We start from the raw sequence: 22,901 nt of genomic DNA on the forward strand, positions 1-22,901 counted from the left end.
CGACGCAAGTGAACAACCACTCGGAGAATAGGAGCACCATGTCGGAATCACTGGGAATGATCGAGGTCCGCGGAATCGCCAGCGCCGTCGATGCCGCGGACGCCGCGGTGAAGTCGGCCAACGTCGATGTCGTCGGGTGGAAGAACGTCGGGGGCGGCATCCACGCCGTCTTCCTGCGGGGGGACGTCGGAGCGGTCAAGGCGGCCACGGACGCCGCGGCGAACTCGGTCTCCATGCTCGGCACCGACCTGCTGGTGGGCGTGCACGTGATCGCCCGTCCGCACGAGGACACTCAGCGGCTGCTCGACGGCTACCTCGGCACGACGCCGACCGCGAGCAGCAAGTCGGCCTGATGTCGACCCCGTATGACGAACTCCCACATCCGGCCCGGGACCATCCCCTCTGGCGCGAGAGTTGGTACCTGAACTTCTTCGACCACGATCAGGAGGTCTACGGCATCGCCTGGATGGGGGTGCGGCCGCCGAAGGGCCACGGCGAGTTGCTGTTCGCGATCGGTGCCGGCAACGCCTTCCTGCACAAGTTCGAGAACTTCGCCATCCCGATCCCGGCCGAGATCGGCCGTGAGCGTACGCGGTTCGGTCCGGCCGAGTTCTCCGTCATCGAGCCCTACCGCCGGTGGGACGTCGACTTCCACGAGAACGGCGTCGACGTCCACCTGGAGTGGGAGGCCCTCACGCCGGCATACAACTGGGAGTGGTACGACACGACGCGCAGCTGGCACTACCAGCATCCCGGGCGCGTCACCGGGACGATCCGCGTCGACGACCGGACCATCGACTTCTCGGGGATGGGCGAGCGCGACCGCGCGTGGGGTCAGCGCGACAATGCCGGATTCCGCGCCGTGCACTGGATGACCTCCCAGTTCCCCAGTGGGACATACCTGGAAGCCATGCACGTTCAGGGCCCGACAGACGCCGAGCTGTACGGCTTCGCCCACCGGGACGGCCGGTCGGAATTGATCTCCGACTACCAGCTCGACGTCGGGTACGCCTACCCCGGCGGGCCGCCGGTGCGGGCTCGGATCGCCATGACCGACGAGGCCGGGCGGAGCTACGTTCTCGACCAGGAGATCATGAACGTCTTCGGGATGGGACAGGCGAACGCAGGCAACGAGGCCCGGCAGTTCTTCACCTTCAACAGGTATCGGCTCGACGGCGAATCCGGCTACGGGATGATGGACCATTGGTGGGGCGATGCGACGGCGCTGAGTGACCGGTACACGGCTTCCCAACCGAACCGAGGTCGACTTCTGAGCTTCTGATCGCGGGACCGGCGATCTTTGGTTCACGGAATACAGAAAGGCGCCCCACCCTTGCGGGTGGGGCGCCTTTCAGCGCTGGTACCTAGATCACGTGATGATCACTTGTGCGGCGGAGCCGCGCGTCACTTGACGATCTTGGTGACGCGTCCGGCACCGACGGTGCGGCCACCCTCACGGATCGCGAAGCGCAGGCCCTCGTCCATGGCGACCGGCTGGATGAGCTTGACGCTCATCTCGGTGTTGTCGCCAGGCATGACCATCTCGGTGCCCTCGGGCAGCGAGACGACGCCGGTGACGTCGGTCGTACGGAAGTAGAACTGCGGACGGTAGTTGTTGAAGAACGGCGTGTGGCGGCCACCCTCGTCCTTCGACAGGATGTACGCCTGGCCCTCGAACTCCGTGTGGGGAGTGGTGGTGCCGGGCTTGATCACGACCTGGCCGCGCTCGACGTCCTCACGCTTGAGGCCACGAACCAGCAGGCCGACGTTGTCGCCCGCCTGGCCCGAGTCCAGCAGCTTGCGGAACATCTCGATGCCGGTGACGGTGGTCTTGGTCGACTTCTCGCGGATGCCGACGATCTCGACCTCCTCGTTGACGTTGACCTGGCCGCGCTCGACACGACCGGTGACGACGGTGCCACGACCGGTGATCGTGAACACGTCCTCGACGGGCATCAGGAACGGCTTGTCCGTCTCGCGGACCGGGTCCGGGATGGACTCGTCGACGGCGTTCATCAGCTCGACGATCGACTCGACCCACTTCTCGTCACCCTCGAGCGCCTTGAGCGCCGAGACGCGGACGACAGGCGCATCCTCGTCGAACTCCTGGCTGGCCAGCAGCTCGCGGACCTCCATCTCGACGAGCTCGAGGATCTCCTCGTCGTCGACCATGTCGGCCTTGTTCAGGGCGACCAGGATGTAGGGCACGCCGACCTGGCGAGCGAGCAGCACGTGCTCGCGCGTCTGCGGCATCGGGCCGTCGGTCGCGGCGACCACGAGGATCGCGCCGTCCATCTGCGCAGCACCGGTGATCATGTTCTTGATGTAGTCGGCGTGACCCGGCGCGTCGACGTGAGCGTAGTGGCGCTTCTCGGTCTGGTACTCGACGTGCGAGATGTTGATCGTGATGCCACGAGCCTTCTCCTCGGGCGCCTTGTCGATCTGATCGAACGCCGAGGCCTCGTTGAGGTCCGGGTACTTGTCGGCCAGGACCTTGGTGATAGCCGCGGTCAGCGTGGTCTTGCCGTGGTCGACGTGACCGATGGTGCCGATGTTCACGTGCGGCTTGGTCCGCTCGAACTTCGCCTTCGCCACTTGTGTGTCCTCCTGGACTGCATTGCCTGCGGAACCGGTTGCCCCGCAGGGGATTTTCATTTGAGTTGTCGACGCCGTAGCGCCATGCCGCAATCAGCGGCGGGGGGCCGGCCCCGCACGGGGCCGGAACTCCTACTCGCCGTTGACCTTGGCGATGATCTCCTTCGACACGTTCGCCGGAACCTCGGCGTAGGTGTCGAACACCATGGAGTAGTTCGCCCGGCCCTGGGTCTTCGACCGAAGGTCTCCGATGTAGCCGAACATCTCCGACAGCGGAACCTGCGCCTTGACGACACGGGCACCGCTGCGCTCCTCCATGGCCTGGATCTGGCCACGGCGGGAGTTCAGGTCGCCGATCACGTCACCCATGTAATCCTCAGGGGTGGTGACCTCGACAGCCATGATCGGCTCGAGGATCACGGGACCGGCCTTGCGCGCAGCCTCCTTGAAGGCCTGAGCACCGGCGATCTTGAACGCCATCTCCGACGAGTCCACGTCGTGGTACGCGCCGTCGAGCAGCGTGACCTTGACGTTGACCAGCGGGTAACCGGCGAGCACGCCGTACTGCATCGCGTCCTGCGCACCAGCGTCGACCGAAGGGATGTACTCCTTCGGCACGCGGCCACCGGTGACGCCGTTGACGAACTCGTAGGTCGCGCCGTCCTCGTTGTCCTCGAGCGGCTCGAGCTTGATGATGACGCGCGCGAACTGGCCCGAGCCACCCGTCTGCTTCTTGTGGGTGTACTCGTGCTTCTCGACGGTCTTGCGGATCGTCTCGCGGTACGCCACCTGCGGCTTGCCGACGTTGGCCTCGACCTTGAACTCGCGACGCATGCGGTCGACGAGGATGTCGAGGTGCAGCTCGCCCATGCCGCCGATGACGGTCTGGCCGGTCTGATCGTCCAGCTCGACGGAGAAGGTGGGGTCCTCCTCGGCGAGCTTCTGGATCGCGACGCCCAGCTTCTCCTGGTCCGACTTGGTCTTCGGCTCGATCGAGACGTTGATGACCGGGTCGGGGAAGCTCATCGACTCGAGGACGATCGGCGCGGCGGGATCGCACAGGGTGTCACCGGTGGTGGTGTCCTTCAGCCCGATCATCGCGTAGATGTGGCCGGCGGTCGCGTCCTCGACCGGCATCTCCTTGTTGGCGTGCATCTGGAACAGCTTCCCGATGCGCTCCTTCTTGCCCTTGGTCGCGTTGAGCACACCGGTGCCCGAGTCGATGTGACCCGAGTACACGCGCACGAACGTCAGCTTCCCGAAGAACGGGTGCGACGCGATCTTGAACGCGAGAGCCGCGAACGGCTCGTCCGCCGACGGCTTACGGGAGAGGATCTCCTCCTCGTTGCCCACCGCGTGACCCTCGATGGAGGGCACGTCGAGGGGGCTGGGGAGGTAGTCGATGACGGCGTCGAGCATGGGCTGCACGCCCTTGTTCTTGAACGCCGAGCCGCACAGCACCGGGTACAGCTCACGAGAGATCGTGAGCTTGCGGATCGCGGCCTTGATCTCCGAGGTGGTGAGCTCCTCGCCGCCGAAGTACTTCTCCATCAGCTCTTCGTCGGACTCGGCGACGGTCTCGAGCAGCTTCTCGCGCCATTCGGCGGCCGTGTCGGCCAGATCGGCGGGGATCTCCTCGGTCTCGTACGCGGCACCCATCTGGGTGTCGCCACGCCAGACCTTGGCGTTCATCTCCACCAGGTCGACGACACCGTCGAACTCGTCCTCGGCGCCGATCGGCAGCTGCAAGACGAGCGGCTTCGCACCCAGACGCTCGGAGATGGTGCGCACGGTGAAGTAGAAGTCGGCACCGAGCTTGTCCATCTTGTTGACGAAGCAGATACGCGGGACGTCGTACTTCTCGGCCTGCCGCCAGACCTGCTCGGACTGGGGCTCGACGCCCTCCTTGCCGTCGAACACGGCGACGGCACCGTCGAGCACGCGGAGCGAACGCTCCACCTCGACGGTGAAGTCGACGTGGCCGGGGGTGTCGATGATGTTGATCTGGTTCTTGTTCCAGAAGCAGGTCACGGCGGCGGAGGTAATGGTGATACCCCGCTCCTTCTCCTGCTCCATCCAGTCGGTGGTCGACGCACCGTCGTGGGTCTCACCGATCTTGTAGTTGACACCGGTGTAGAAGAGGATGCGCTCGGTGGTGGTGGTCTTACCGGCATCGATGTGCGCCATGATGCCGATGTTGCGGACCTTGGTGAGGTCGGTCAGCACTTCCTGTGCCACGTCATTCCCTCCGGGAATCGCTGGAATCCGGGTTCGGGTTCCAAAGGCTGTTGTGTCGGGGCGGGCCCGGTGCCGCCGCCGGTGACCGGCGGCGGCACCAGCGGCCTACCAGCGGTAGTGCGCGAACGCCCGGTTGGCCTCGGCCATCTTGTGGGTGTCCTCACGACGCTTCACGGAGGCGCCGAGACCATTGCTCGCGTCCAGCAGCTCGTTGGCCAGACGCTCCACCATCGTCTTCTCGCGCCGCTGACGCGTGAAGGTGACCAGCCAGCGCAGCGCCAGCGTGTTGGAACGACCGGCCTTCACCTCGACGGGCACCTGGTAGGTGGCACCACCGACGCGGCGGCTCTTGACCTCGAGGCTCGGCTTGACGTTGTCGAGCGCGCGCTTGAGGGTGATCACCGGGTCGGTGCCGGTCTTCTCGCGCGTCGCCTCGAGGGCGCCGTACACGATCCGCTCGGCGGTCGACTTCTTGCCGTCCAGCAGCACCTTGTTGACCAGCTGGGTCACCAGGGGCGAGCCGTAGACGGGGTCGTTGATCAGGGGGCGCTTCGGCGCCGGGCCCTTACGAGGCATTAGCTCTTCTCCTTCTTGGCGCCGTAGCGGCTGCGAGCCTGCTTGCGGTTCTTGACGCCCTGGGTGTCGAGCGAGCCGCGGATGATCTTGTAACGCACACCCGGGAGGTCCTTCACACGACCGCCGCGGACGAGCACCATCGAGTGCTCCTGCAGGTTGTGACCCTCACCGGGGATGTAGGCGGTGACCTCGACCGAGCTGGTCAGACGGACACGGGCCACCTTGCGGAGCGCCGAGTTCGGCTTCTTGGGGGTCGTGGTGTACACGCGGGTGCACACGCCGCGACGCTGCGGCGAGCCCTTGAGGGCCGCCGTCTTCGTCTTCGACGCCTTGTCCCGGCGGCCCTTGCGGACCAGCTGGTTGATAGTCGGCATGAAGTGCTGATTCCTTTTGTTGTCGTGGCTGCGTCCGCCGGCTCCGACGGACGCTCTCTCATGTGCTGCGGTTGTAGCTCCGGGCAGGCACGGCCTCCGGCGAGGAAGACCCCGGCAGAACACCGACCTCCGCAGCTCGGCCCCTCCAGCACTCGCAGCTCTCGCTGTCTGCGCTGGTCAGTCCCGTTTCTGGGATGTAGCTACCCCACCCCGCGTTACCCCGAGGTCGGGCGTGTCGCGCGCCTATAGGTGGTCCCGGAGGTCCGGCCTGCCTGTGGGCACGTGAGAGCGGCCCGACTTTCGCCAGGCACGGCGTCCAAGCTTACCCGGATCCGATCACCGCGGTCAAAAAGGTTCCGCAGCGGCCCCCGCCGCGGGGCCCGGGCACCATCGGCGCAGGACCCGGGCGCGCGAGTCAGGCCGACTCCTCCGGCGGGGCCGACGGTGCCTGCTCGGCCCGCGTCCGCACCTTGCGCAGGTCGCGGCCCCGCTTGCGGTAGCGGAACACGAGCCACCAGACGCCGACGGTGACGATCACCGCGACGATCGCGCCGGCCAGCGAAGCGCCACGGAACGCAGGGGCCTCGATGTCCATGATCCGCTGCCCGGCGTGGGCCCCGTTGCCTGCGCCCCACACGATCGTCAGCGTCATCAGGTTCGGGACCGCAACGACGACCGCCAGCACGGCCGCCAGGCCGCCGACCGTCTTGCTGAGCCTCCCATGACCGCGTCCCACCAGCCGGTATGCGGCGACCATCAGGAGCAGCAGCGGCACCAGCGTGCACACGAGGCCGAAGAACAGTCCCCACGCGATGCCCCGCGAGAAGCTGCCCTCGATCAGGTGTCCCATGCGCTGTCCCCACCACCGCGGGATGAACGCGGCGAGGATGAAGTACGCGACCACCGCCAGCGCGATGACGCCGACGACCGCGAGGGCACGGACCAGCCACTTGTTCGGCCCGCGCCGCGTCTCGGGCCGGCGCGCCCGTCCGGCCTCGTACGTTCTGTCCGACTCGTGTGCGGAGGGCAGGGATGGGTCGTCCGTCGTGTGGCGGCGCGGTCTCATAGCGCCCAGCGTACGCAGCGGAATGGGAGGAACCGGGTGGTACGACCGGGTGTCGCCCCTTTGTCGGCGACGTCAGATGTCGCGGTATCGCCGGGTGGGCATGCGAGGCCCGCGGCGCTCCCCGCCGTGTCCGGCCAGTGCGAGCAGCCGGATCACACGGCCCCGCTGCCCCGCGTACGGGGCGAGCAGCTCGAGCATGCCGTCGTCGTCGACGGGTTCGCCGGTGAACGCGACGCCCACGATGCGCGGCAGGTGGTAGTCACCCACGGCGACCGCGTCGGGGTCGCCGTGGGCGCGGCCCAGCACCTCGGCCACCGTCCACGGCCCGATGCCGGGCAGCGCGGCGAGCCGCTCCGGGCGGTGCTCCACCTCGACCGCCGACGCCCCGACGACGGTCCGCATCCGGACCGGCTCGACGCCCGCCCGGTGCCACTCCCAGGACGGGATCTCGGCCCACCGCTCGCGAGGTGGCGGGACGTGCAGGCAGGGCGCGCCGGCACCGTCGGGCCCCGGCGCGGGGCTGCCGTACCGACGCAGCAGCGCCCGCCACGCGCGCCACGCCTCGCGGCCGGTGACCTTCTGCTCGAGCACCGCGGGCGCCAACGCCTCCCACACCCGGTCGGTGCGCGACATCCGCAGGCCCCGCGCGGCGGCCACCGCCGATGCGACGACGGCGTGCCGGGGCTGCAGGGCCGACGGGTCGTCGGTCGCTCCGAGCAGCGCGGGAAGTGCGTCAAGGAGCCAGCCGGCACCGTCGCCCCACGCCTGTCCGACGACCTCTCCCCCGTTCGCACCGACACGCAGCGTGCCCGGCCCGTCCGGCGTGTGCGACGCCCGCCAGACGGCCCCGTCGGGCGTGACGGTGTGGGCGGGATCGCCGGCGCCCCTGCGGTGTACACCGACGGTGCCGCGCACATCGAGCGGGTAGCCCGGAGTCCAGCGGCGGGTGAGCACGCGCGCAACGCTACGCGGCGGGGTCGTAGGTACGGGGTGATAGGCGACTGCGGCGTGCGGGCAGCCACTCCTCCATGTCGCCTATGTCGCTGTCAGGCGTACCGCCGGGGGCCGGAGCGGAACTTGGCCTCGTACACGGCGGCCCGGCGCTCGTGCTCCGCGAGCCACTTCCCGGTCTCGACATCGGGATCGAACTCGTTGTCCTGCAGCAGGTGCTGTAGGTACACGTGGCGCAGGGCGGTGAGGAAGTAGACGGCCGGAAGCAGGACGATCGCGCTCATCCCGACCTTGATCTGCCACTCGATCGGTAGCACCCAGATGATCACGATGAGCGGTAGGAACATCGCCACGCCACGCTCGAAGTACCGGCGGTTGTGGCCCGGCCCTGCGGCGTCGTGCAGCACCCAACCGTGCATCGCCGGAGGGAGGTCTCTACCGAAGAGGTACTCCACCCGCTCGACCACGTTGGGACGATCTCGAATGGTCTGGTTGGACATACCCCGAGGATACGCCGACGTGATGTTGGTCACAATCGATCCGTATAGCCGCGGGCAGAGCTATGAGTATGCGCCGAACGCCCCGTCCTCGCACAGCCGGCCCAGACCGAACGATCCCCCACCCGGCGCCGTGATGCCGGCCGGTGTGGGGGATCGTCGCCGTCGCGTGGGTCCGCGTGGAGAGTCAGCGCCCCATGAGGGGAACGGGGCGACTCCCGGCGCGCGGCGCGACGGTACTCAGGTCCGAGGTGCGCCCGCTCCCGTCACGCGCACCCGCCCCTCACGCGTATCTCCGTGGACCCGAACGGAACTTGCTGTCGTATGCCGCAGCGCGCCGGTCGTGCTCGGCACGCCACTTACCGGTCTGGATGTCCGGGTCGATGTCGTTGTCGATGAGCAGATGCTTGAGGTAGATGTCCTTGAGGGCGGTGAGGAAGAAGCCCGCGGGCAACATGACCAGCAGGATCATCGCCACCTTGACCCACCACGCCGTGGGGATCACGAGGATAGCCACGATGATGGGGACGAACATCAGGATTCCGCGGGTGTAGTAGCGCCGGTTGTGGCCGGGCCCGGCGGCGTCGCGCACCACCCATTCGTGCATGGAGTCGGGCAGATGCCTCCCACAGAGGTATTCCACCCGCTCGACTGTGTTCGGGTGTTCCCGGAGCTGGCTGGACATGGAACCAAGGATACGCCGGTGTGAGTTAGGTCACAATCGATTGATTCGGCGGACGGAATCGCGGTGACGAACCGACACCCGCACGGGTAGGTCCGGCGCAACCGGCATGCCGACGGGAGCTCCAGGGGCCGGGGTGGCGTAACTTCCGAGCAATCGCCAGGTCTCACTCCGCATGCAGGATCGCAGAATGACTGCTGAGATCGGGACGCCGCCGCGAGTCGTCAAGGGGATGAAGTGGATCGCCGGTGGCACTTTCCGCATGGGATCGGACGCCTTCTATCCCGAGGAGACGCCCGTACACGAGGTGACCGTCGGCGAGTTCTGGATGGACGAGCATCCGGTGACGGTGGGCGAATTCCGCCGCTTCGTACGAGCCACCGGGCATCGGACGACTGCTGAGATCACGCCGGATCGCGGCCGGTTCCCCGGCGCGGCCGAGGAGATGTTGGTCGCGGGCTCGATGGTGTTCGCGCCGCCGCCCGGTCCGGTTCCGCTCGACGACTACCGTCGCTGGTGGGCATACGTCCCCGGAGCCGACTGGCGGCACCCCGAGGGGCCGGGAAGCGATGTCGGTGCGCGCGACCGCCACCCGGTCACCCACGTGTCCTACCTCGATGCCTCGGCCTATGCGGACTGGGCGGGGAAGTCGATACCGACCGAAGCCGAGTGGGAGTTCGCCGCGAGAGGAGGGCTCGAGGGCAAGGCGTACGTCTGGGGAGACGAACCCGAACCGAAAGGCCGGCCGGCGGCGAACATCTGGCATGGGCGATTCCCCTGGGAGAACCTCGCCACCGACGGGTACGCGAGAACCTCCCCCGTCGGCCGCTTCGCACCGAACGGGTACGGCCTCGTCGACATGGCGGGAAACGTGTGGGAGTGGACCGACTCGCTCTACACCCCGCGACACACCGTCCCGGAGCAGCGACGGGTCCCGACCAAGGCAGACGGCGGTTGCTGCTGCGGTCCGAACCGGGCGGCCGAATCCCCCGACGCCACAGTCGATCGGCGGTACACCATCAAAGGCGGGTCGCATCTGTGCGCGCCCAACTACTGCCTCCGCTATCGGCCGGCGGCGCGCCAGTCCCAGACCGCCGATTCGTCGACCTCGCACATCGGGTTCCGATGCATTCTGCGTCCGGCGTGACGTGACCGACGCCGGAGGCGCCGCGCCGCAGGTGGCGGAATGCGAGTGATTCGCCACCCGCCACCCCCAGGCCAGCCGCATCGCTGCACCGCAAGTGGCGTAATAGCACCGTAAGCCGACCACAACAACGTCGACACCACCGCGCGCGACTCTCCCCGCAATCACCGATTCAGAGGGAGACACACATGAGTAGGCCGTCAGACGCCCGCAGTGGGTACGGCGCCGATTCGATCACGCTGCTCGAAGGACTGGACGTGGTCCGCAAGCGCCCCGGCATGTACATCGGGGCGACCAATGCGCGCGGCCTGCATCACATGATCTGGGAGGTCGTCGACAACGCAGTGGACGAGGCGATGGCCGGATTCGCCACGCAGATCGATGTCCGACTTCTCCCGCACGGCGGCGTCGAGGTGAGCGACGACGGCCGAGGTATTCCGGTCGAGACACACGAACTGGGCATCCCCACCGTCGACGTCGTCATGACACACCTGCACGCAGGCGGGAAATTCGGCGGGGACGACGGAGCCTACACGGTATCGGGTGGACTGCACGGGGTGGGTGTATCGGTGGTCAACGCACTCTCGACCCGCCTCGAAGTCGACATCGCCCGTGACGGCTACATCTGGCATCAGAGCTACACGAAAGCGGTGCCCGGGAGTATGCGCCGTGGCGCCGCCAGCCCACAGAGCGGCACGACCGTGCGCTTCTGGGCGGACCCTGACGTATTCGAGACGAACACGTACGACTTCGCCGTCATCGCCCGACGGCTACAGGAGATGGCCTTCCTCAATAGTGAACTGACCATCACACTCCGAGACGATCGCGACGACGAGTCGGAACCGCGCAGCCTGCGCTACAACTACCCGGGCGGTCTGCGGGACTTCGTCTCCCATCTCAACTCCGCCAAGGAACCGCTGCATACCGACATCCTGAGCTTCACCGGCTACGAAGACGGTCTCGAGATCGCGGTCGGCATGCAGTGGAACCACGGGTACGTACAGTCGGTCCACACATTCGCGAACACGATCAGCACCGCCGAAGGCGGTACTCACGAGGAGGGCTTCCGGTCCGCACTGACGAGCGCCGTGAACAAGTATGCGCGCGAGACGGGAAGGATCAAGGGGTCCGACCCGAGCATCGGCGGCGACGACATCCGCGAAGGCCTCGCGGCCATCGTGTCGGTGAAGGTCGCCGAACCGCAGTTCGAAGGTCAGACGAAGACTCGTCTAGGAAACAGTGCGGTACGGTCGTTCGTCCACAGGGTGTGTTACGAGAAACTCATCGACTGGCTCGAGTCCCATCCGAACGAGTCGCGCAGCATCATCGATAAGGCCCTGTCCTCGGCGCAAGCGCGGGTCGCGGCTCGCAAGGCTCGCGAACTCGTCCGCAAGAAGACGGCCGGCCAATTCCTCGGTGCCGCCGGCAAGCTGTCCGACTGTCGCAGCTCGGACCCGGCGATATCGGAGCTGTACATAGTCGAAGGCGACTCCGCCGGCGGCTCGGCGAAGTCCGGCCGGGACTCGATGTTCCAGGCGGTCCTGCCGATCCGCGGCAAGATCATCAATCCGGAGAAGGCCCGCCTCGACAAGGTCCTCAAGAACACCGAGGTCCAGTCGATCATCTCGGCATTGGGTACAGGCATACGCGACGACTTCGATATCCAGACACTCCGGTACCAGAAGATCATCCTCATGGCGGACGCCGACGTCGACGGCCAGCACATCACGACGCTACTCCTGACCCTCCTCTACCGCTTCGCGCCCCGTCTCATCGAATGCGGCTACGTCTACCTCGCCAATCCGCCGTTGTTCAAGCTCAAATGGCAGAAGTCGGCGCCGGAGTTCGCCTACTCGGATCGGGAACGAGACACCCTTCTCGCCGCGGGGACGACGGCCGGTAAGAGGATCAACCGCGACGACGGTGTGCAGAGATACAAGGGACTCGGCGAAATGAACGCCTCGGAACTGTGGGATACCACCATGAACCCGCGCACTCGCACCCTGAAACAGATGACCGTCGACGACGCGGCGGCCACCGACCGTCTCTTCGCGATCCTGATGGGACAGGACGTCGACGCGCGCCGGGGATTCATCGCCTCGAACGCCCGAGACGTGCGGTTCCTCGACATCTGAAGGGATCCCTTCGCCCGACCGGACCGAATCGGCTGGCGTTACCGATCGAAATCGAGGGGGCGACGTCGCTGGCTAGGGCGGGTATGACGGACCCAGGTGGCGTAACTGAAGGATAATCGCCACGCAACCGGAGGTGAACCGGAACCGCAGACACTCGATACATGAGACGGATTCCGAACGTACCGCCCGACCGGTTTCCAAGGCCGGTACCGCGGAAATACGAAGGCACTCGCCAGGACGCGGCCAGATGGGCTCGCGACACCCTGCGCGCACAGATCCTCGACGGCGCCTACGGTGGCCTGTCCGCGGTACGGCCGCCGCTCCCGTCCGAGGAGCGCCTCGCCACGGACTTCGGCGTGAGCAGGAACGCGATCCGAGAGGCACTCGGTCTCTTGAGGAGCGAAGGCCTCATCACAAGAGTGCAGGGCTCGGGTACTTTCGTGACCGGCGCCAAACTGCGTCAACGCCTCGACCGACTGGAGGGCCTGGCCGAGTCGCTCGCAGGACATCATCTATCGGTCGACAACGTGGTTCTGTCGAAATACGAGTCGACGGCGAATCCGTTCGTCGCAAGCAAGCTTCAGATCGACGAAGGCGCGCCGATCGTGTTCATCGAGCGGCGACGCTCCGTCGGCGGCCTGCCGCTGTCTTTGGATACAACGGCCCTCCGCTCGGAGGCGATTCCTCTGTTGGCGAATAGAATCCTCGACGTCGACGACATCTTCGGCACCCTCGAACGCGAGCTCGGAGTCCGTCTGGGATGGGCGGAGAACACTTTCGAAGCGGTCGCCGCCGACAAGGGCAGCGCGGACCACCTGGGTGTGCGGATCGGGTCGCCGCTCCTGCTACTGCATCGGCTGACGTATCTGGAGACCGGCGTTCCGTTCGATCTCGAATCAGTCCGTTACCGAGGAGACCGACTGTCCCTCGTCATGACCTCGAACCGCGTGGGTTCCGGCCGCCCGCCGGCGGCCGAATAGCGCACCGAGACCCGGGTCGGGACCGCATACGAAACCGGCCGACCCACACCGAATAACACCACACGAAGGGAAATCATGACCGACAAGCCGAATATCGTCTACTTCCATGTCGACAACCTGGGACTCGGGGAGCTGGGGTGCTACGGCGGCGGGATACTGCGCGGCGCCGACACCGCGAACATCGATGCGTTCGCGGCGGATAGTCTCAAGCTCTCCCACTTCGTGGTCGAGCCGCAGTGCACGCCCACTCGCTCTGCGCTCATGACCGGGCGCTATCCGATCAGGTCCGGCAACCACACGATCGCTCTGGGCGGAAACGACGGCGGCATCGTCGCCTGGGAACGCACCATCGGTGACATACTGTCCGAGGCGGGATACGCTACCGCGTGCTACGGCAAGTGGCACATCGGCGCCGAGGACGGACGATGGCCCACAGACCACGGTTTCGATGAATGGTACGGACCGGCCCGCACCTATGACGAATGCCTGTGGCCCGACGATCCCTGGTACGACGGCGATCGGGACGGGTACTCGTACATGTACGACGGTACCCGCGAGGCCGGCGTGACGACGACCGATCAGCAACTCACCGTGGCCCTCAAGGGTCGGATGGATGCCGAGTACGACCGACGCGCCAAGGACTTCCTGGAGCGAGCGGTTGCAGACGACAAGCCGTTCTTCCTCTATCACAACCATTCGCTGATGCACTTCCCGATCGAGGTGCGCGAGCAATTCAAGGGCCGAAGCGACAACGGCGATTGGGGCGATGCGCTCCTGATGCTCGACCACGACTTCCAGTCCATCCTGGGCACCCTCGACGAGTTGGGTGTCGCGGAGAACACGATCGTGGTCTTCGCCGGGGACAACGGACCGGAAGACCACCTGCTCGGACGGGGTACCGCGGGGTTCTTCGACGGTTCCTACTTCAGCTCTGCCGAGGGTGGGATCCGAACCCCCTGTCTGATCCGCTGGCCCGGCCACGTCACTCCACGCGAAAGCAATGAGATGGTCCACGTCACAGACATGTTCACCACCCTCGTGCGGTGGGCCGGCTGTGACGTCCCCGACGACCGGCTGATCGACGGGATCGATCAACGGCAGTTCTTCGAGAGCGCGGAGAAGTCTGCGCGTGAGGGATGCATGGTGTGGCTCAACGAGGAGCTCCATGCCGTCAAATGGTCTCAGTTCAAGATCAGCTTCAAGCGTCAGCAGCACTTCCACGATCCGGAGATCCCTCTCGGTTTCGCACGGATCATCAACCTGCTCGAGGACCCCAAGGAACGCGAGCCCGTCAATCAGACGTTCGTGCGATGGTGGGTGATGCAGCATGCTCGCCGGATCATTCGACAGTTCGAGCAGAGCGTCGAACACGAGGAGCTGATCCCCGCCGGTGCCCCGCTGGACTTCGTCCCGCAGCGCCGTCGAACCGCGGTCGGCTGACCAACCGGAACAACGAAGCCGGTTCGGGCCCCGAGGCATCGCCTCGGGGCCCGAAGCGGTGTATCGGACGGCACCGACGTATGGCGGATCGATAGCGGTTCCGCCGGCGGGATGCCCCTGGTCTGGCGGGTAATGCGCCGGTGGGTGGCGTAACCTGCGCTACATCGCCGCGCAAACCCGTCGCGGGAATCTGGCTCCGTGACCAGCGAAATCTGCAAGAACGCCCCCCTCTGCGCGGCCCCTCGCGGCCGGTCGGCGATGCGCACCCGCGTGGGAATCGGTGCGGCGGTCGTCGGGCCCGGGATCCTGGCACTGGTGAACGACGCCGGCAGCGTTGCGATCGATACGCAGGCCGGACAGGACTTCGGCTACCGGCTGTTATGGGTCCTCGTCCTGATGATCCCCGTCCTGGTGCTCAACCAGGACATGGTGGTCCGGCTCGGCACGATCACCGGGTGTGGTCTGGTGGATCTGTTCCGCCCCCGCTTCGGGCGGGCGTGGACCGCGCTGTGCCTCTCGGTGCTGACGGCCGTCAACGTCCTCACCATCGTCAGCGAATTCATGGGGGTATCCCTCGCGGCGAGTTCGCTCGGCGTCTCCCCCGTCGTCGCTGTCCCGGTGGCGGTGACGGCATTGGTCGGCGTCGCCCTCGGCCGGAGCCCGCGGTTCCGCGAACGCGCGATGCTGGTTCTCGTAGCCATCGGGCTGGTGCAGCTGCCGATGATGCTGCTCGCCCACCCCCAGTGGCCTCGGTTGATATCCGAGACCGGACCGACCATCGGCGGATCGTCGGGGTCGCTTCTGCTCGCCATGGGGATCGTCGGCACCACGATCTCGCCGTGGCAGCTGGCATTGCAACAGTCGACCATCGTCGAGAAGGCCATCCCCTCCACGAGATTGGGGTATGAGCGCGCGGACACGGTCATCGGCGCGCTGATGAGCGCCGCGGGCGGGACGGCGTTCATCGTGCTCGGTGACTACGCGCGCCGATCCGCCGGCGGGACCTCGGCATTCATCGACTGTGGCGTCACCGCCAGGTTGCTCGATGAGCATTCGAGTCTGCTGGCAGGATTCTTCGCCGTCGCATTGATGGACGCGTCGATGATAGGAGCGGCTGCGGTCGCGCTCAGCACCGATCGTCTGATCCGAGACGCTCGTGGATCCGACCGGCGAACGCAGCAGGGGCGCCGGCCGATCGACACACGCCACCAGTGGTACTGCATCGTGCTCGTACTCGCGTCTGCGCCCGTCCTGATTCCCGGGATGCCCCTCGGCTTCCTCATGGCGCTCGTACAGGTGCTGGCCGGGCTGCTGCTGCCGGGTATGACGCTCATGCTCCTGTTGCTGTGTAACGACCGCCGACTGCTCGGGCGGTGGGCCAATCGGTGGCCGCTCAATCTGTTCGGAATCGCGACGGTCGTCGGCCTCGTCGGACTGACTGCGTGGCTGCTGCTCTCTACGGTCGATCCCGCGCCGGACGTGCGTGCCCGAATGCTCACGGCTCTGGCGACAGGCGGCGTCGGCCTCGGGACGGCCTGGGTGTGGCGTCGGCGGCGCACGACCTTCCGCATGACGGCGTACCCACCGACTCCGTGGGTCGGGGACCGCGACGACCGCCGCTGACGTGCGTGGGGCCGCGATCCGGCCGAGCCGAGGGTAGGCCGCGACCGGCGTAACAGTACGTGTCGACGGCATTGCGGTGGCGTAACTGTTCAGACACGGATCGGCGCGGCTACCGGTAACCGGCCGGCGATAGAAATTCGGCATCCGACCCCGATACCTGGAGGAAGCCATGGTCCGACTGTCCAGTAGACGGCACCTGCCCGAGCCCGACATATCGACTCTTCATGCACCACCAGACCTGCACGGAGAAGGCCCGAGCATCGACGGCGACGGGCGGACCGTCTATTACATAGGCAACGCCAACGACGTACACGCGCTCGTCGAGAACACGCCCGACCCGGATCGCGGAACCGGTTGGAGCGCACGATCGAAGTCGGTGCGCATCATGTTCCTCGCGCTGGGCGGCGTATTCGTGGATGCCTACGACTTCTCGAGTCTGTCGATCGGAACGGTGCAACTACAGCACGAATTCGGGCTCTCCAGCACGTCCGTCGGACTGTTGTCCGCGTCGATGGCGGTGAGCGCGCTGGTCGGAGCCTTCACCGGTGGCCATCTCGTGGATCGGCTCGGGCGGCGGCGCATGTTCGTGCTCGATCTCTGGATCTTCGTGATCGCCGCGCTCGGCTGCGCGTTTGCGCCGAACACCGCGATTCTCGTGGCATTCCGCCTCGTGATGGGCTTGGGCGTCGGCCTCGATTTCCCGGTAGCACTCAGCTTCGTGGTCGAATTCTGTAGAAGGTCCAAACGTGGCCTGTTCGTCAACAGTAGTTACGTGAACTGGTATCTCGCCGCGCTGGTGGGCTTCGCCGTGACACTGGTCGGGTACCTGGTCATCGACAACGCACTGCTATGGCGGGTCGCCGTCGGTTTCGGCGCCGTTCCGGCCCTTCTGCTGATCTATTTCCGCCGTCGATATCTCGAGGAGAGCCCACTGTGGGCGGCGCATCAAGGAGATCTGCCGGCAGCCGCGGAGATCCTCCGCCGAACCCGAGAGATGAACGTCCAGGTCGCTCCCGACGCGGCGACGCCGACCACGGCTCTCACCCCGACGTCGATAACGTACGCGGCGCGACGCCTCTTCTCGGACCGGTACCGACCCCGTGCGGTGCTGGCGGCTGTGATCGGTGGGCTGCAGAGCATCGAGTACTACGCGGTGATCTTCTATCTGCCGGTGATCTCGGAGGTCATCTTCGGCAAGGGGATCCTCAATGCGATCCTGGGCGGCGCGATCTTCAACGGAATCGGTTTGATCGGTTCGCTGGTGCAGGCGGCCGTTTGTGACCGCACCGGCATCCGGCCGCTGGCGCTGTGGGGATCGATCGGGTCTGCGGCCGCGCTGGTCGGCGTCGCATGCGGTCACGCCGTCGGCAGCGTCGGACTCGAAGCCGGGATGCTCGCACTGTTCATGCTCGCGCACACGATCGGCCCAGGTCCGCAGGGCATGGCGTATGCGGCCCTGTCGTTCCCGACGCGGATCCGGGGACTCGCAATCGGCTGGGGACAGGGCATGCTGCGGCTGGGCAGCGTCTGCGGGTTCGTGGTGTTCCCGATCATGTTGTCGACCTGCGGATTCAGTTGCACCTTCGTCGCGCTCGCGCTGGCGCCCGCGGGAATCGCCGCGGTGGTGGCGCTCATCCGCTGGGATCCGATCGGACGCGACGTCGAGGCCGACGACTTGGTGGACCATGCTCGAACGGCCTGACCCCGGCACTTCTCGGGCGGCCGCGCGTGCGACACAGGTGACCATCCCGGGCGCCGCCGAGGCACACGACGATCGGACGTCGCCGCGCCGGCGGTCACCCCGAGGATCGCTGCTGACCCGCGAGGTGTGGGCCGGGTTGGTAGTGGCGCTGGCCTTGATCCCCGAGTCGATGTCGTTCGCGGTGGTCGCGGGCGTACGCCCGGAGATCGGATTGATGACATCCGTCGTTCTCGCGATCGGCGCAGCCGTCGTCGGTGGCCGGCCCGCAATGGTGTCGGGCGCGGCGGGATCCGTGGCCCTCGTGACGGCGCCCCTGGTTCGAGAGCACGGTATGCGGTATCTGGTCGCCGCCGTGATCGTCGGTGGCGTTCTCCAGGTCGTCCTATCGCTGTGCGGCGTCGCCCGGCTGATGCGCTTCGTCCCTCGCGCTGTCACCACCGGGTTCGTCAACGCCCTGGCGATTCTCATCCTCCTGGCGCAGATCCCGCAGTTGGTGCATGTCCCGGTGACGGTATACCTGCTGGTCGGATGCGGTCTGATCCTGACTCCGCTGTGTTCGCGGCTCGTGACCACCGTCCCCGCCCCGCTCGTCGTCACCGCCCTCCTCACAGTCCTGGCAGCCACGGTCCACCCCTCGGTACCGCGGATCGGCGGCGCCGGCGGACTGGGCGCGCCCCTCATGCACGTCGGAATCCCGACCGTTCCGGCCACCGTCGGCACCGTCCTCACGATCCTGCCCTACTCCTGCGCCCTGGCACTCGTGGGGCTGATGGAATCGTTTCTCACCGCCGGACTGGTGGATGAGATCACCGCTACCGACTCGAACATGCGCCGCGAGGGCTGCGGACAGGGCGTCGCGAACATCCTCGCCGGCGCGGTCGGCGGTATGGGCGGCTGCGCGATGATCGGGCAGACGATGATCAACGTCAAGGGCTCGGGTGCGCGGACGAGACTGTCACCCGTGGTGGCTGGGCTGGCCCTACTGGCGGCCGCTCTCTGGGGTCGCCACCTGCTCGCGATGATTCCGATGGCCGCGCTGGTGGTGGTGATGGCCACGGTGTCCCTGACCACGATGGACTGGCGGTCGCTGTCACCGTCTGCACTGCGAAACGCCCCACCGGCGACTACGGCGGTGATGGCCGTCACCATGATCGTCACTGTGGCGACGCAGAACCTCGCCTACGGCGTCGTCGGCGGACTCGCCGCGGCAACCGTCCTCGGTAAGGCCGAACGGGTATGGCGTCGGAGATCGGCCGGACCCGGACCGAGCGGGCAGCGCGCGGTCTGCGAGCGGGTGGGATACCGAGAGAAGGCAGATGCCGCCGCGACGGCTTCCGCGACCGACGATCCGTTCGAGTGAACGACGCCACGGTATTCCACGTCCGTGTCCCCCGGCGGATGACCAGAACAGCTCGACGGACGCGGTCCTGGTTCAGGCGACTGCGCGAGCTGGCACGTTCGACCGTCCTCGACCGCGGAGTGACACACCCGGCGCGGTTTCTGGCGGCGCTGATGGCCACCGGAATTCTGGCGGGGATCGCGGGCGCATTCTGCACAGCGCTGCTGCATCTCGTCCAGCACCTGGCATTCGCCTACGAGTCGGGCTCGTTATTGGACGGAGTCGCGCATACACGCGCAGCGCGCCGTGTTCTGGCACCGACCATCGGTGGATTGCTGGCCGGGCTCGGGTGGCGCCTTCTACGCGCCCGGCACGGCGACCGTGACGCCGCGATGCCGCGCCTGAGGGACGCCATCGATCGTCCCCGACCGTTTCCCTCGTTCGCGCTGCTCTCCGATGCGGCCTGCCAGGTCCTGGTCGTCGGCAGCGGCGGATCGATCGGACGGGAGGCGGCGCCCCGACAACTCGCCGCGATACTCGGCAACGCCGCCACCGCCGGGTGGGGTCTCTCCGACCGTGAACGTCGCCTACTCCTCGCATCCGCTGCGGGTGCCGGCCTCGCCGCCGTCTACGACGTCCCTGCCGCCGGGGCGGTGTACGCGGTGTGCGTACTGCTGTCGGAGTGGAGTCCGTGGGCGGTGACCGCAGCCACCGTGACCTCTTTGTGCGCCGTCCGGACGGCGACAGCCCTCAGCTCGGGAGAGAGCGCATCCGGGATCAGCATTCCGGCGACCGCCACGATCGTCGGGACCGATTGGAGGTCCTGGCCTGTGCTCGCGGTGAGTGTGGTGGCGGCAGTGATGGCCGGCACGGCGTTCTCCGCCGTGATGGCCAGGGCCGCCCATCCGCGCGCGACGTCAGCCCTCGCGATCGCCGCGGCAGGGTTGACGGTGGGAACGTTGTCGATGTGGCAACCGGCACTTGCCGGCAACGGCAAATCCATTGCCGTGTCGGCACTCACGACAACGACACCGGTCGAGACGCTGGTGGTCCTGGTCCTGCTCAAACCCATCGTCACAGCGGTGTTCGTCCGGGCCGGTGCCACTGCCGGGTTGCTCACCCCGTCGTTCGCGACCGGCGCCGCGGCGGGGGCGGTCGTCGGTCTGACAGCGGAACATTCGTTTCCAGGGATCCAGAATGCAGTACCGCTGTGCATCCTGGCTGCAGCCGCGGCGACCGTCTCCATCACGGAGGGAGCGCCTCTGTTCGCGGCGGTATTCACCTGCGAACTCGTACACGGAGGTGCTTCGACACTGGCGCTGCTGTCCGCGGTGTCGTTCGCGGCTCATCGCGTGCCCGTGCTGTCGACGCGCTTGCACCACGTGACAACTCACGTGATCGCTCGCGCGGCGGCAGCGCAAACGGTGCGAATCGGACGTGCGCGCCATTGTCCGCGCAGGCCGACGCGGCCTACGGTGAGCCTGGGTCCGGACGCGGCGCCCTGGCGGGAGGCGGAGTGATGCGCTTTCGAGGATTGTCGGCGATCGTTGCCGGTCTGATGATGACGGTGGGCGCCGGTACCGCGGGCGTCTGGGCGGCCGGTCCCGCAGCGGCTGCACCACCCCCCGGCGCGCTGCTGCAGACCTTCCTCACGAATCAGGGGCAGAACTGCGCCGCGATCTGCCCGTACGTGCTGCAGGGCTTGACGACGGTGCCGCTCGGCCTGCTGTCGAGCCCGGGCGCGCTTGTGGCCACGCTCGGCAGCACCGGCAACCTCCTCCAGGCGATCGGCGCGGCCGCCGCCGCGGTGACCACGCCCGCGAACGACGCCATGGCGGGGATCATCGGGATGGATCTCAACCGCGTGGTGCCGAGGTTCCAGAACGGGGTGGAGATCGGCGAGGTGGACCTGATGAACGTCGCAGGCGCAGTGGCCGATCCGGCCGCCCTGCCCGGCGCTGTGGACACACTGCGCACGGATCTGCTTGCCGCACTGCAGGAACCGCTGCCCGCGGTGGCGCCGGTGCCGCCGCCGCTCACCGATCCGGCGCCGTTCTCGATCCTGCCGGATCCGCAGGGGCCGGTGCAGAGCGCGGTCGTCCACGCGACGGACGTCTTCTTCGCCGCCGCCTTCTACGCGCCCGAACTCTCACTGCTCGGGCTCACGCAGACCGCCGACGCCGCGGCGACGACGCTGGCGGCCACCGGCGACCCGGTGGCCGCCCTGAGCGCGGGCGGCGCGGCCGCGCAGCAGGTGCTGGTCGCCGACGGGCAGATCATCGGCGGCGCGATCGCCGGCACCACAGCCGGCGGCACCACGGTTGGCGGCAGCACGGCTGGCGGCACGGCCGAGTCGTCGGCGGCGGCATACGTCTCGCCGCCCGAGGTCGAGCCACCTGTGATCGCGCCGCCCGAGGTCGAGCCACCTGTGATCGCGCCGCCCGTGATCGCGCCGTCCATGATCGCGCCGTCCCAGGCCGCGCCGCCCGTGATCGCGCCGTCCAAAGCCGCGCCGGTGCACGCCGTACCGGCACATACAGTCACCGTCGACACCTCGCGGACGGGCTCCTCGGCGGGCACGCCCGGCTCCGCCCCACATAGCGCCGGGACCCGGCCGGGAACTGCTCACCCGCTCGCCGCTCACCCGCTCGCCGCGCTCGGCCGGGCACTCGGCTCGCCGACAGGGGTCGGGGGCGCGGGAGCCATGCACTCCGCAGCCGGCGGATCGAGCGGCGCGCCCAACAGCGGCAGCCACGTCGGGTAACTCGATCGATCACACCCGCGGCCGGAGCCTCAGGCGCTCGCTTCGCGTGCGGCGATGCGGGCGAGGACCTCGGGGCGGCGCAGCGGCGGGACCGTCTTCGGCGGCTGACGCCGCTCGGGCAGGGAGTCGAGGAGCTCGGTGGTCGCGGCGGTGACCGCAGCGACGGCCTTCTCGAACGCGTCGTGGTTGGCATCGGAGGTCTTCTGGATCCCGCTGACCTTGCGCACGTACTGCCGCGCCGCGGCCTCGATCTCCTCGTCGGTCGCGGCCGGTACCAGGCCGCGGAGTTCAGTGATGTTCCGGCACATACCCCCCACGCTAACCACACTGTCCAGCCCGCCGCCCGTTCTCGGTTCGTAGTACGAACCAGTCGGCGTAGGGTGGTGGCAATGGAGACCGACGACATCCGCGCGATCCGCGCCGTCGTGCGGCTGGCGCGACACCTGGAGAGCGCCGCCCACGAGCTCAACCTCGCGCAGTATCGCGTCCTCGCGGCCGTGTCCGACGGTGACGAGCGCGCGTCCCGCGTCGCCGCCCGGCTCGCGCTGGGCAAGCCGACCGTCAGCGCCAGCGTCGACGCCCTGTGCCGACGCGGCCTGCTGGTGCGCGGTCCCGCGAGCGACGACCACCGCGCCGTCTGCCTCCGGGTCACCCCGGACGGCGAGGCACTGCTCCGCGCGGCCGACGCGGCGATGATCCGCCGGCTCGAGGCGATCCTGGCTCGGACACCGGACGCCGCCGCGGCGCGCGCCGGACTGGCGCAGCTCGCCGTCGGGCTGGACGCGACGGCCGACG

Annotated in this window: 21 protein-coding genes and 1 pseudogene; 13 read left to right on the plus strand and 9 right to left on the minus strand. The window is 67.5% G+C overall.

Translation table 11 applies throughout. From position 1 onward, the window contains the following. Positions 1-38: 38 nt before the first annotated feature. Together ABD908_RS05890 and ABD908_RS05895 are read left to right on the plus strand one after the other, a co-directional pair. Positions 39-353: a BMC domain-containing protein gene (locus ABD908_RS05890; RefSeq protein ID WP_344992258.1), complete on the plus strand. Its 315-nt coding sequence runs from the start codon at positions 39-41 to the stop codon at positions 351-353. Then, complete coding sequence (locus tag ABD908_RS05895; protein WP_344992261.1) at positions 353-1,282, plus strand: DUF7064 domain-containing protein; 930 nt, start codon at positions 353-355, stop codon at positions 1,280-1,282. The genes ABD908_RS05890 and ABD908_RS05895 overlap by 1 nt, the downstream gene beginning before the upstream one ends. Positions 1,283-1,404: 122 nt before the next feature. Here the strand turns inward: ABD908_RS05895 and tuf are convergent, their stop codons facing one another. From tuf to ABD908_RS05935, 8 genes are all read right to left on the minus strand, one after another. Beyond that, positions 1,405-2,595 (minus strand): elongation factor Tu, encoded by a 1,191-nt coding sequence (tuf, locus tag ABD908_RS05900; protein WP_344992264.1) that lies wholly within the window; start codon positions 2,593-2,595, stop codon positions 1,405-1,407. A 132-nt stretch (positions 2,596-2,727) separates the two neighbouring features. After that, positions 2,728-4,833, minus strand: a complete 2,106-nt coding sequence (fusA, locus tag ABD908_RS05905; RefSeq protein WP_344992267.1) for an elongation factor G — start codon at positions 4,831-4,833, stop codon at positions 2,728-2,730. Between the two features lie 105 nt (positions 4,834-4,938). Then, positions 4,939-5,409, minus strand: a complete 471-nt coding sequence (rpsG, locus tag ABD908_RS05910; protein ID WP_344992269.1) for a 30S ribosomal protein S7 — start codon at positions 5,407-5,409, stop codon at positions 4,939-4,941. Continuing rightward, entirely contained in the window at positions 5,409-5,783 is a 375-nt protein-coding gene (rpsL, locus tag ABD908_RS05915) for a 30S ribosomal protein S12 (RefSeq protein WP_344992272.1), read from the minus strand. Before rpsL ends, rpsG begins: the two co-directional genes overlap by 1 nt. A gap of 415 nt (positions 5,784-6,198) precedes the next feature. Beyond that, entirely contained in the window at positions 6,199-6,849 is a 651-nt protein-coding gene (locus ABD908_RS05920; RefSeq protein ID WP_344992275.1) for a permease, read from the minus strand. A gap of 72 nt (positions 6,850-6,921) precedes the next feature. Beyond that, the gene (locus tag ABD908_RS05925; RefSeq protein ID WP_344992278.1) at positions 6,922-7,803 is read right to left on the minus strand and encodes a DNA-3-methyladenine glycosylase family protein; all 882 of its coding nucleotides are present in this window, start codon (positions 7,801-7,803) and stop codon (positions 6,922-6,924) included. A 92-nt stretch (positions 7,804-7,895) separates the two neighbouring features. Further along, entirely contained in the window at positions 7,896-8,300 is a 405-nt protein-coding gene (locus ABD908_RS05930; protein WP_344992281.1) for a DUF5313 family protein, read from the minus strand. 280 nt (positions 8,301-8,580) lie between these two features. After that, entirely contained in the window at positions 8,581-8,982 is a 402-nt protein-coding gene (locus ABD908_RS05935; protein ID WP_344992284.1) for a DUF5313 family protein, read from the minus strand. 187 nt (positions 8,983-9,169) lie between these two features. Between ABD908_RS05935 and ABD908_RS05940 the strand changes: the two genes are divergently transcribed. The 10 genes and pseudogenes from ABD908_RS05940 to ABD908_RS05985 all read left to right on the plus strand — a co-directional run bounded on the left by ABD908_RS05940 (position 9,170) and on the right by ABD908_RS05985 (position 22,106). Next, complete coding sequence (locus tag ABD908_RS05940) at positions 9,170-10,126, plus strand: formylglycine-generating enzyme family protein (RefSeq protein ID WP_344992287.1); 957 nt, start codon at positions 9,170-9,172, stop codon at positions 10,124-10,126. Between the two features lie 185 nt (positions 10,127-10,311). Further along, on the plus strand, positions 10,312-12,258 hold the full coding sequence (gene gyrB, locus ABD908_RS05945; protein WP_344992290.1) for a DNA topoisomerase (ATP-hydrolyzing) subunit B: 1,947 nt from the start codon (positions 10,312-10,314) through the stop codon (positions 12,256-12,258). Positions 12,259-12,419: 161 nt separating this feature from the next. Further along, a pseudogene (locus ABD908_RS05950) lies at positions 12,420-12,689 on the plus strand (winged helix-turn-helix domain-containing protein); the annotation flags it as partial. Positions 12,690-12,698: 9 nt separating this feature from the next. Further along, positions 12,699-13,238, plus strand: coding sequence for a GntR family transcriptional regulator (locus ABD908_RS05955; RefSeq protein WP_344992324.1), 540 nt, complete (start codon positions 12,699-12,701; stop codon positions 13,236-13,238). Positions 13,239-13,313: 75 nt separating this feature from the next. Continuing rightward, positions 13,314-14,678, plus strand: a complete 1,365-nt coding sequence (locus ABD908_RS05960; protein ID WP_344992293.1) for an arylsulfatase — start codon at positions 13,314-13,316, stop codon at positions 14,676-14,678. Positions 14,679-14,876: 198 nt separating this feature from the next. After that, positions 14,877-16,301, plus strand: a complete 1,425-nt coding sequence (locus ABD908_RS05965; protein ID WP_344992295.1) for an NRAMP family divalent metal transporter — start codon at positions 14,877-14,879, stop codon at positions 16,299-16,301. A gap of 169 nt (positions 16,302-16,470) precedes the next feature. Beyond that, entirely contained in the window at positions 16,471-18,003 is a 1,533-nt protein-coding gene (locus tag ABD908_RS05970; protein ID WP_344992299.1) for an MFS transporter, read from the plus strand. Further along, positions 17,987-19,363 (plus strand): SulP family inorganic anion transporter, encoded by a 1,377-nt coding sequence (locus ABD908_RS05975; RefSeq protein ID WP_344992302.1) that lies wholly within the window; start codon positions 17,987-17,989, stop codon positions 19,361-19,363. Before ABD908_RS05970 ends, ABD908_RS05975 begins: the two co-directional genes overlap by 17 nt. Positions 19,364-19,515: 152 nt before the next feature. Continuing rightward, positions 19,516-20,862 carry a chloride channel protein gene (locus ABD908_RS05980; RefSeq protein ID WP_344992306.1) on the plus strand — a complete coding sequence of 449 codons (1,347 nt, stop codon included), beginning with the start codon at positions 19,516-19,518 and terminating at the stop codon, positions 20,860-20,862. Further along, a complete protein-coding gene (locus ABD908_RS05985) occupies positions 20,862-22,106 on the plus strand; it encodes a hypothetical protein (RefSeq protein ID WP_344992309.1) in 1,245 nt (414 codons plus the stop codon). Before ABD908_RS05980 ends, ABD908_RS05985 begins: the two co-directional genes overlap by 1 nt. 29 nt (positions 22,107-22,135) lie before the next feature. Here ABD908_RS05985 and ABD908_RS05990 read toward each other — a convergent pair whose 3' ends face one another. Continuing rightward, the gene (locus ABD908_RS05990) at positions 22,136-22,414 is read right to left on the minus strand and encodes a DUF2277 domain-containing protein (protein ID WP_344992312.1); all 279 of its coding nucleotides are present in this window, start codon (positions 22,412-22,414) and stop codon (positions 22,136-22,138) included. Between the two features lie 81 nt (positions 22,415-22,495). Here ABD908_RS05990 and ABD908_RS05995 point away from each other — a divergent pair. After that, a partial coding sequence (locus ABD908_RS05995; RefSeq protein ID WP_344992315.1) for a MarR family winged helix-turn-helix transcriptional regulator occupies positions 22,496-22,901 on the plus strand: 406 nt, incomplete at its 3' end.

The organism is Tsukamurella soli, from assembly GCF_039541155.1.
In the GTDB taxonomy this organism is placed as follows: Bacteria; Actinomycetota; Actinomycetes; order Mycobacteriales; family Mycobacteriaceae; genus Tsukamurella; species Tsukamurella soli.

Coding starts and splice junctions, on each gene's coding strand:
- ABD908_RS05890 (WP_344992258.1), top strand. CDS start 39: ATGTCGGAATCACTGGGAATGATCGAGGTCCGCGGAATCGCCAGCGCC.
- ABD908_RS05895 (WP_344992261.1), top strand. CDS start 353: ATGTCGACCCCGTATGACGAACTCCCACATCCGGCCCGGGACCATCCC.
- rpsG (WP_344992269.1), bottom strand. CDS start 5,409: ATGCCTCGTAAGGGCCCGGCGCCGAAGCGCCCCCTGATCAACGACCCC.
- rpsL (WP_344992272.1), bottom strand. CDS start 5,783: ATGCCGACTATCAACCAGCTGGTCCGCAAGGGCCGCCGGGACAAGGCG.
- ABD908_RS05920 (WP_344992275.1), bottom strand. CDS start 6,849: ATGAGACCGCGCCGCCACACGACGGACGACCCATCCCTGCCCTCCGCA.
- ABD908_RS05930 (WP_344992281.1), bottom strand. CDS start 8,300: ATGTCCAACCAGACCATTCGAGATCGTCCCAACGTGGTCGAGCGGGTG.
- ABD908_RS05935 (WP_344992284.1), bottom strand. CDS start 8,982: ATGTCCAGCCAGCTCCGGGAACACCCGAACACAGTCGAGCGGGTGGAA.
- ABD908_RS05940 (WP_344992287.1), top strand. CDS start 9,170: ATGACTGCTGAGATCGGGACGCCGCCGCGAGTCGTCAAGGGGATGAAG.
- gyrB (WP_344992290.1), top strand. CDS start 10,312: ATGAGTAGGCCGTCAGACGCCCGCAGTGGGTACGGCGCCGATTCGATC.
- ABD908_RS05960 (WP_344992293.1), top strand. CDS start 13,314: ATGACCGACAAGCCGAATATCGTCTACTTCCATGTCGACAACCTGGGA.
- ABD908_RS05970 (WP_344992299.1), top strand. CDS start 16,471: ATGGTCCGACTGTCCAGTAGACGGCACCTGCCCGAGCCCGACATATCG.
- ABD908_RS05975 (WP_344992302.1), top strand. CDS start 17,987: ATGCTCGAACGGCCTGACCCCGGCACTTCTCGGGCGGCCGCGCGTGCG.
- ABD908_RS05980 (WP_344992306.1), top strand. CDS start 19,516: ATGGCCACCGGAATTCTGGCGGGGATCGCGGGCGCATTCTGCACAGCG.
- ABD908_RS05985 (WP_344992309.1), top strand. CDS start 20,862: ATGCGCTTTCGAGGATTGTCGGCGATCGTTGCCGGTCTGATGATGACG.
- ABD908_RS05990 (WP_344992312.1), bottom strand. CDS start 22,414: ATGTGCCGGAACATCACTGAACTCCGCGGCCTGGTACCGGCCGCGACC.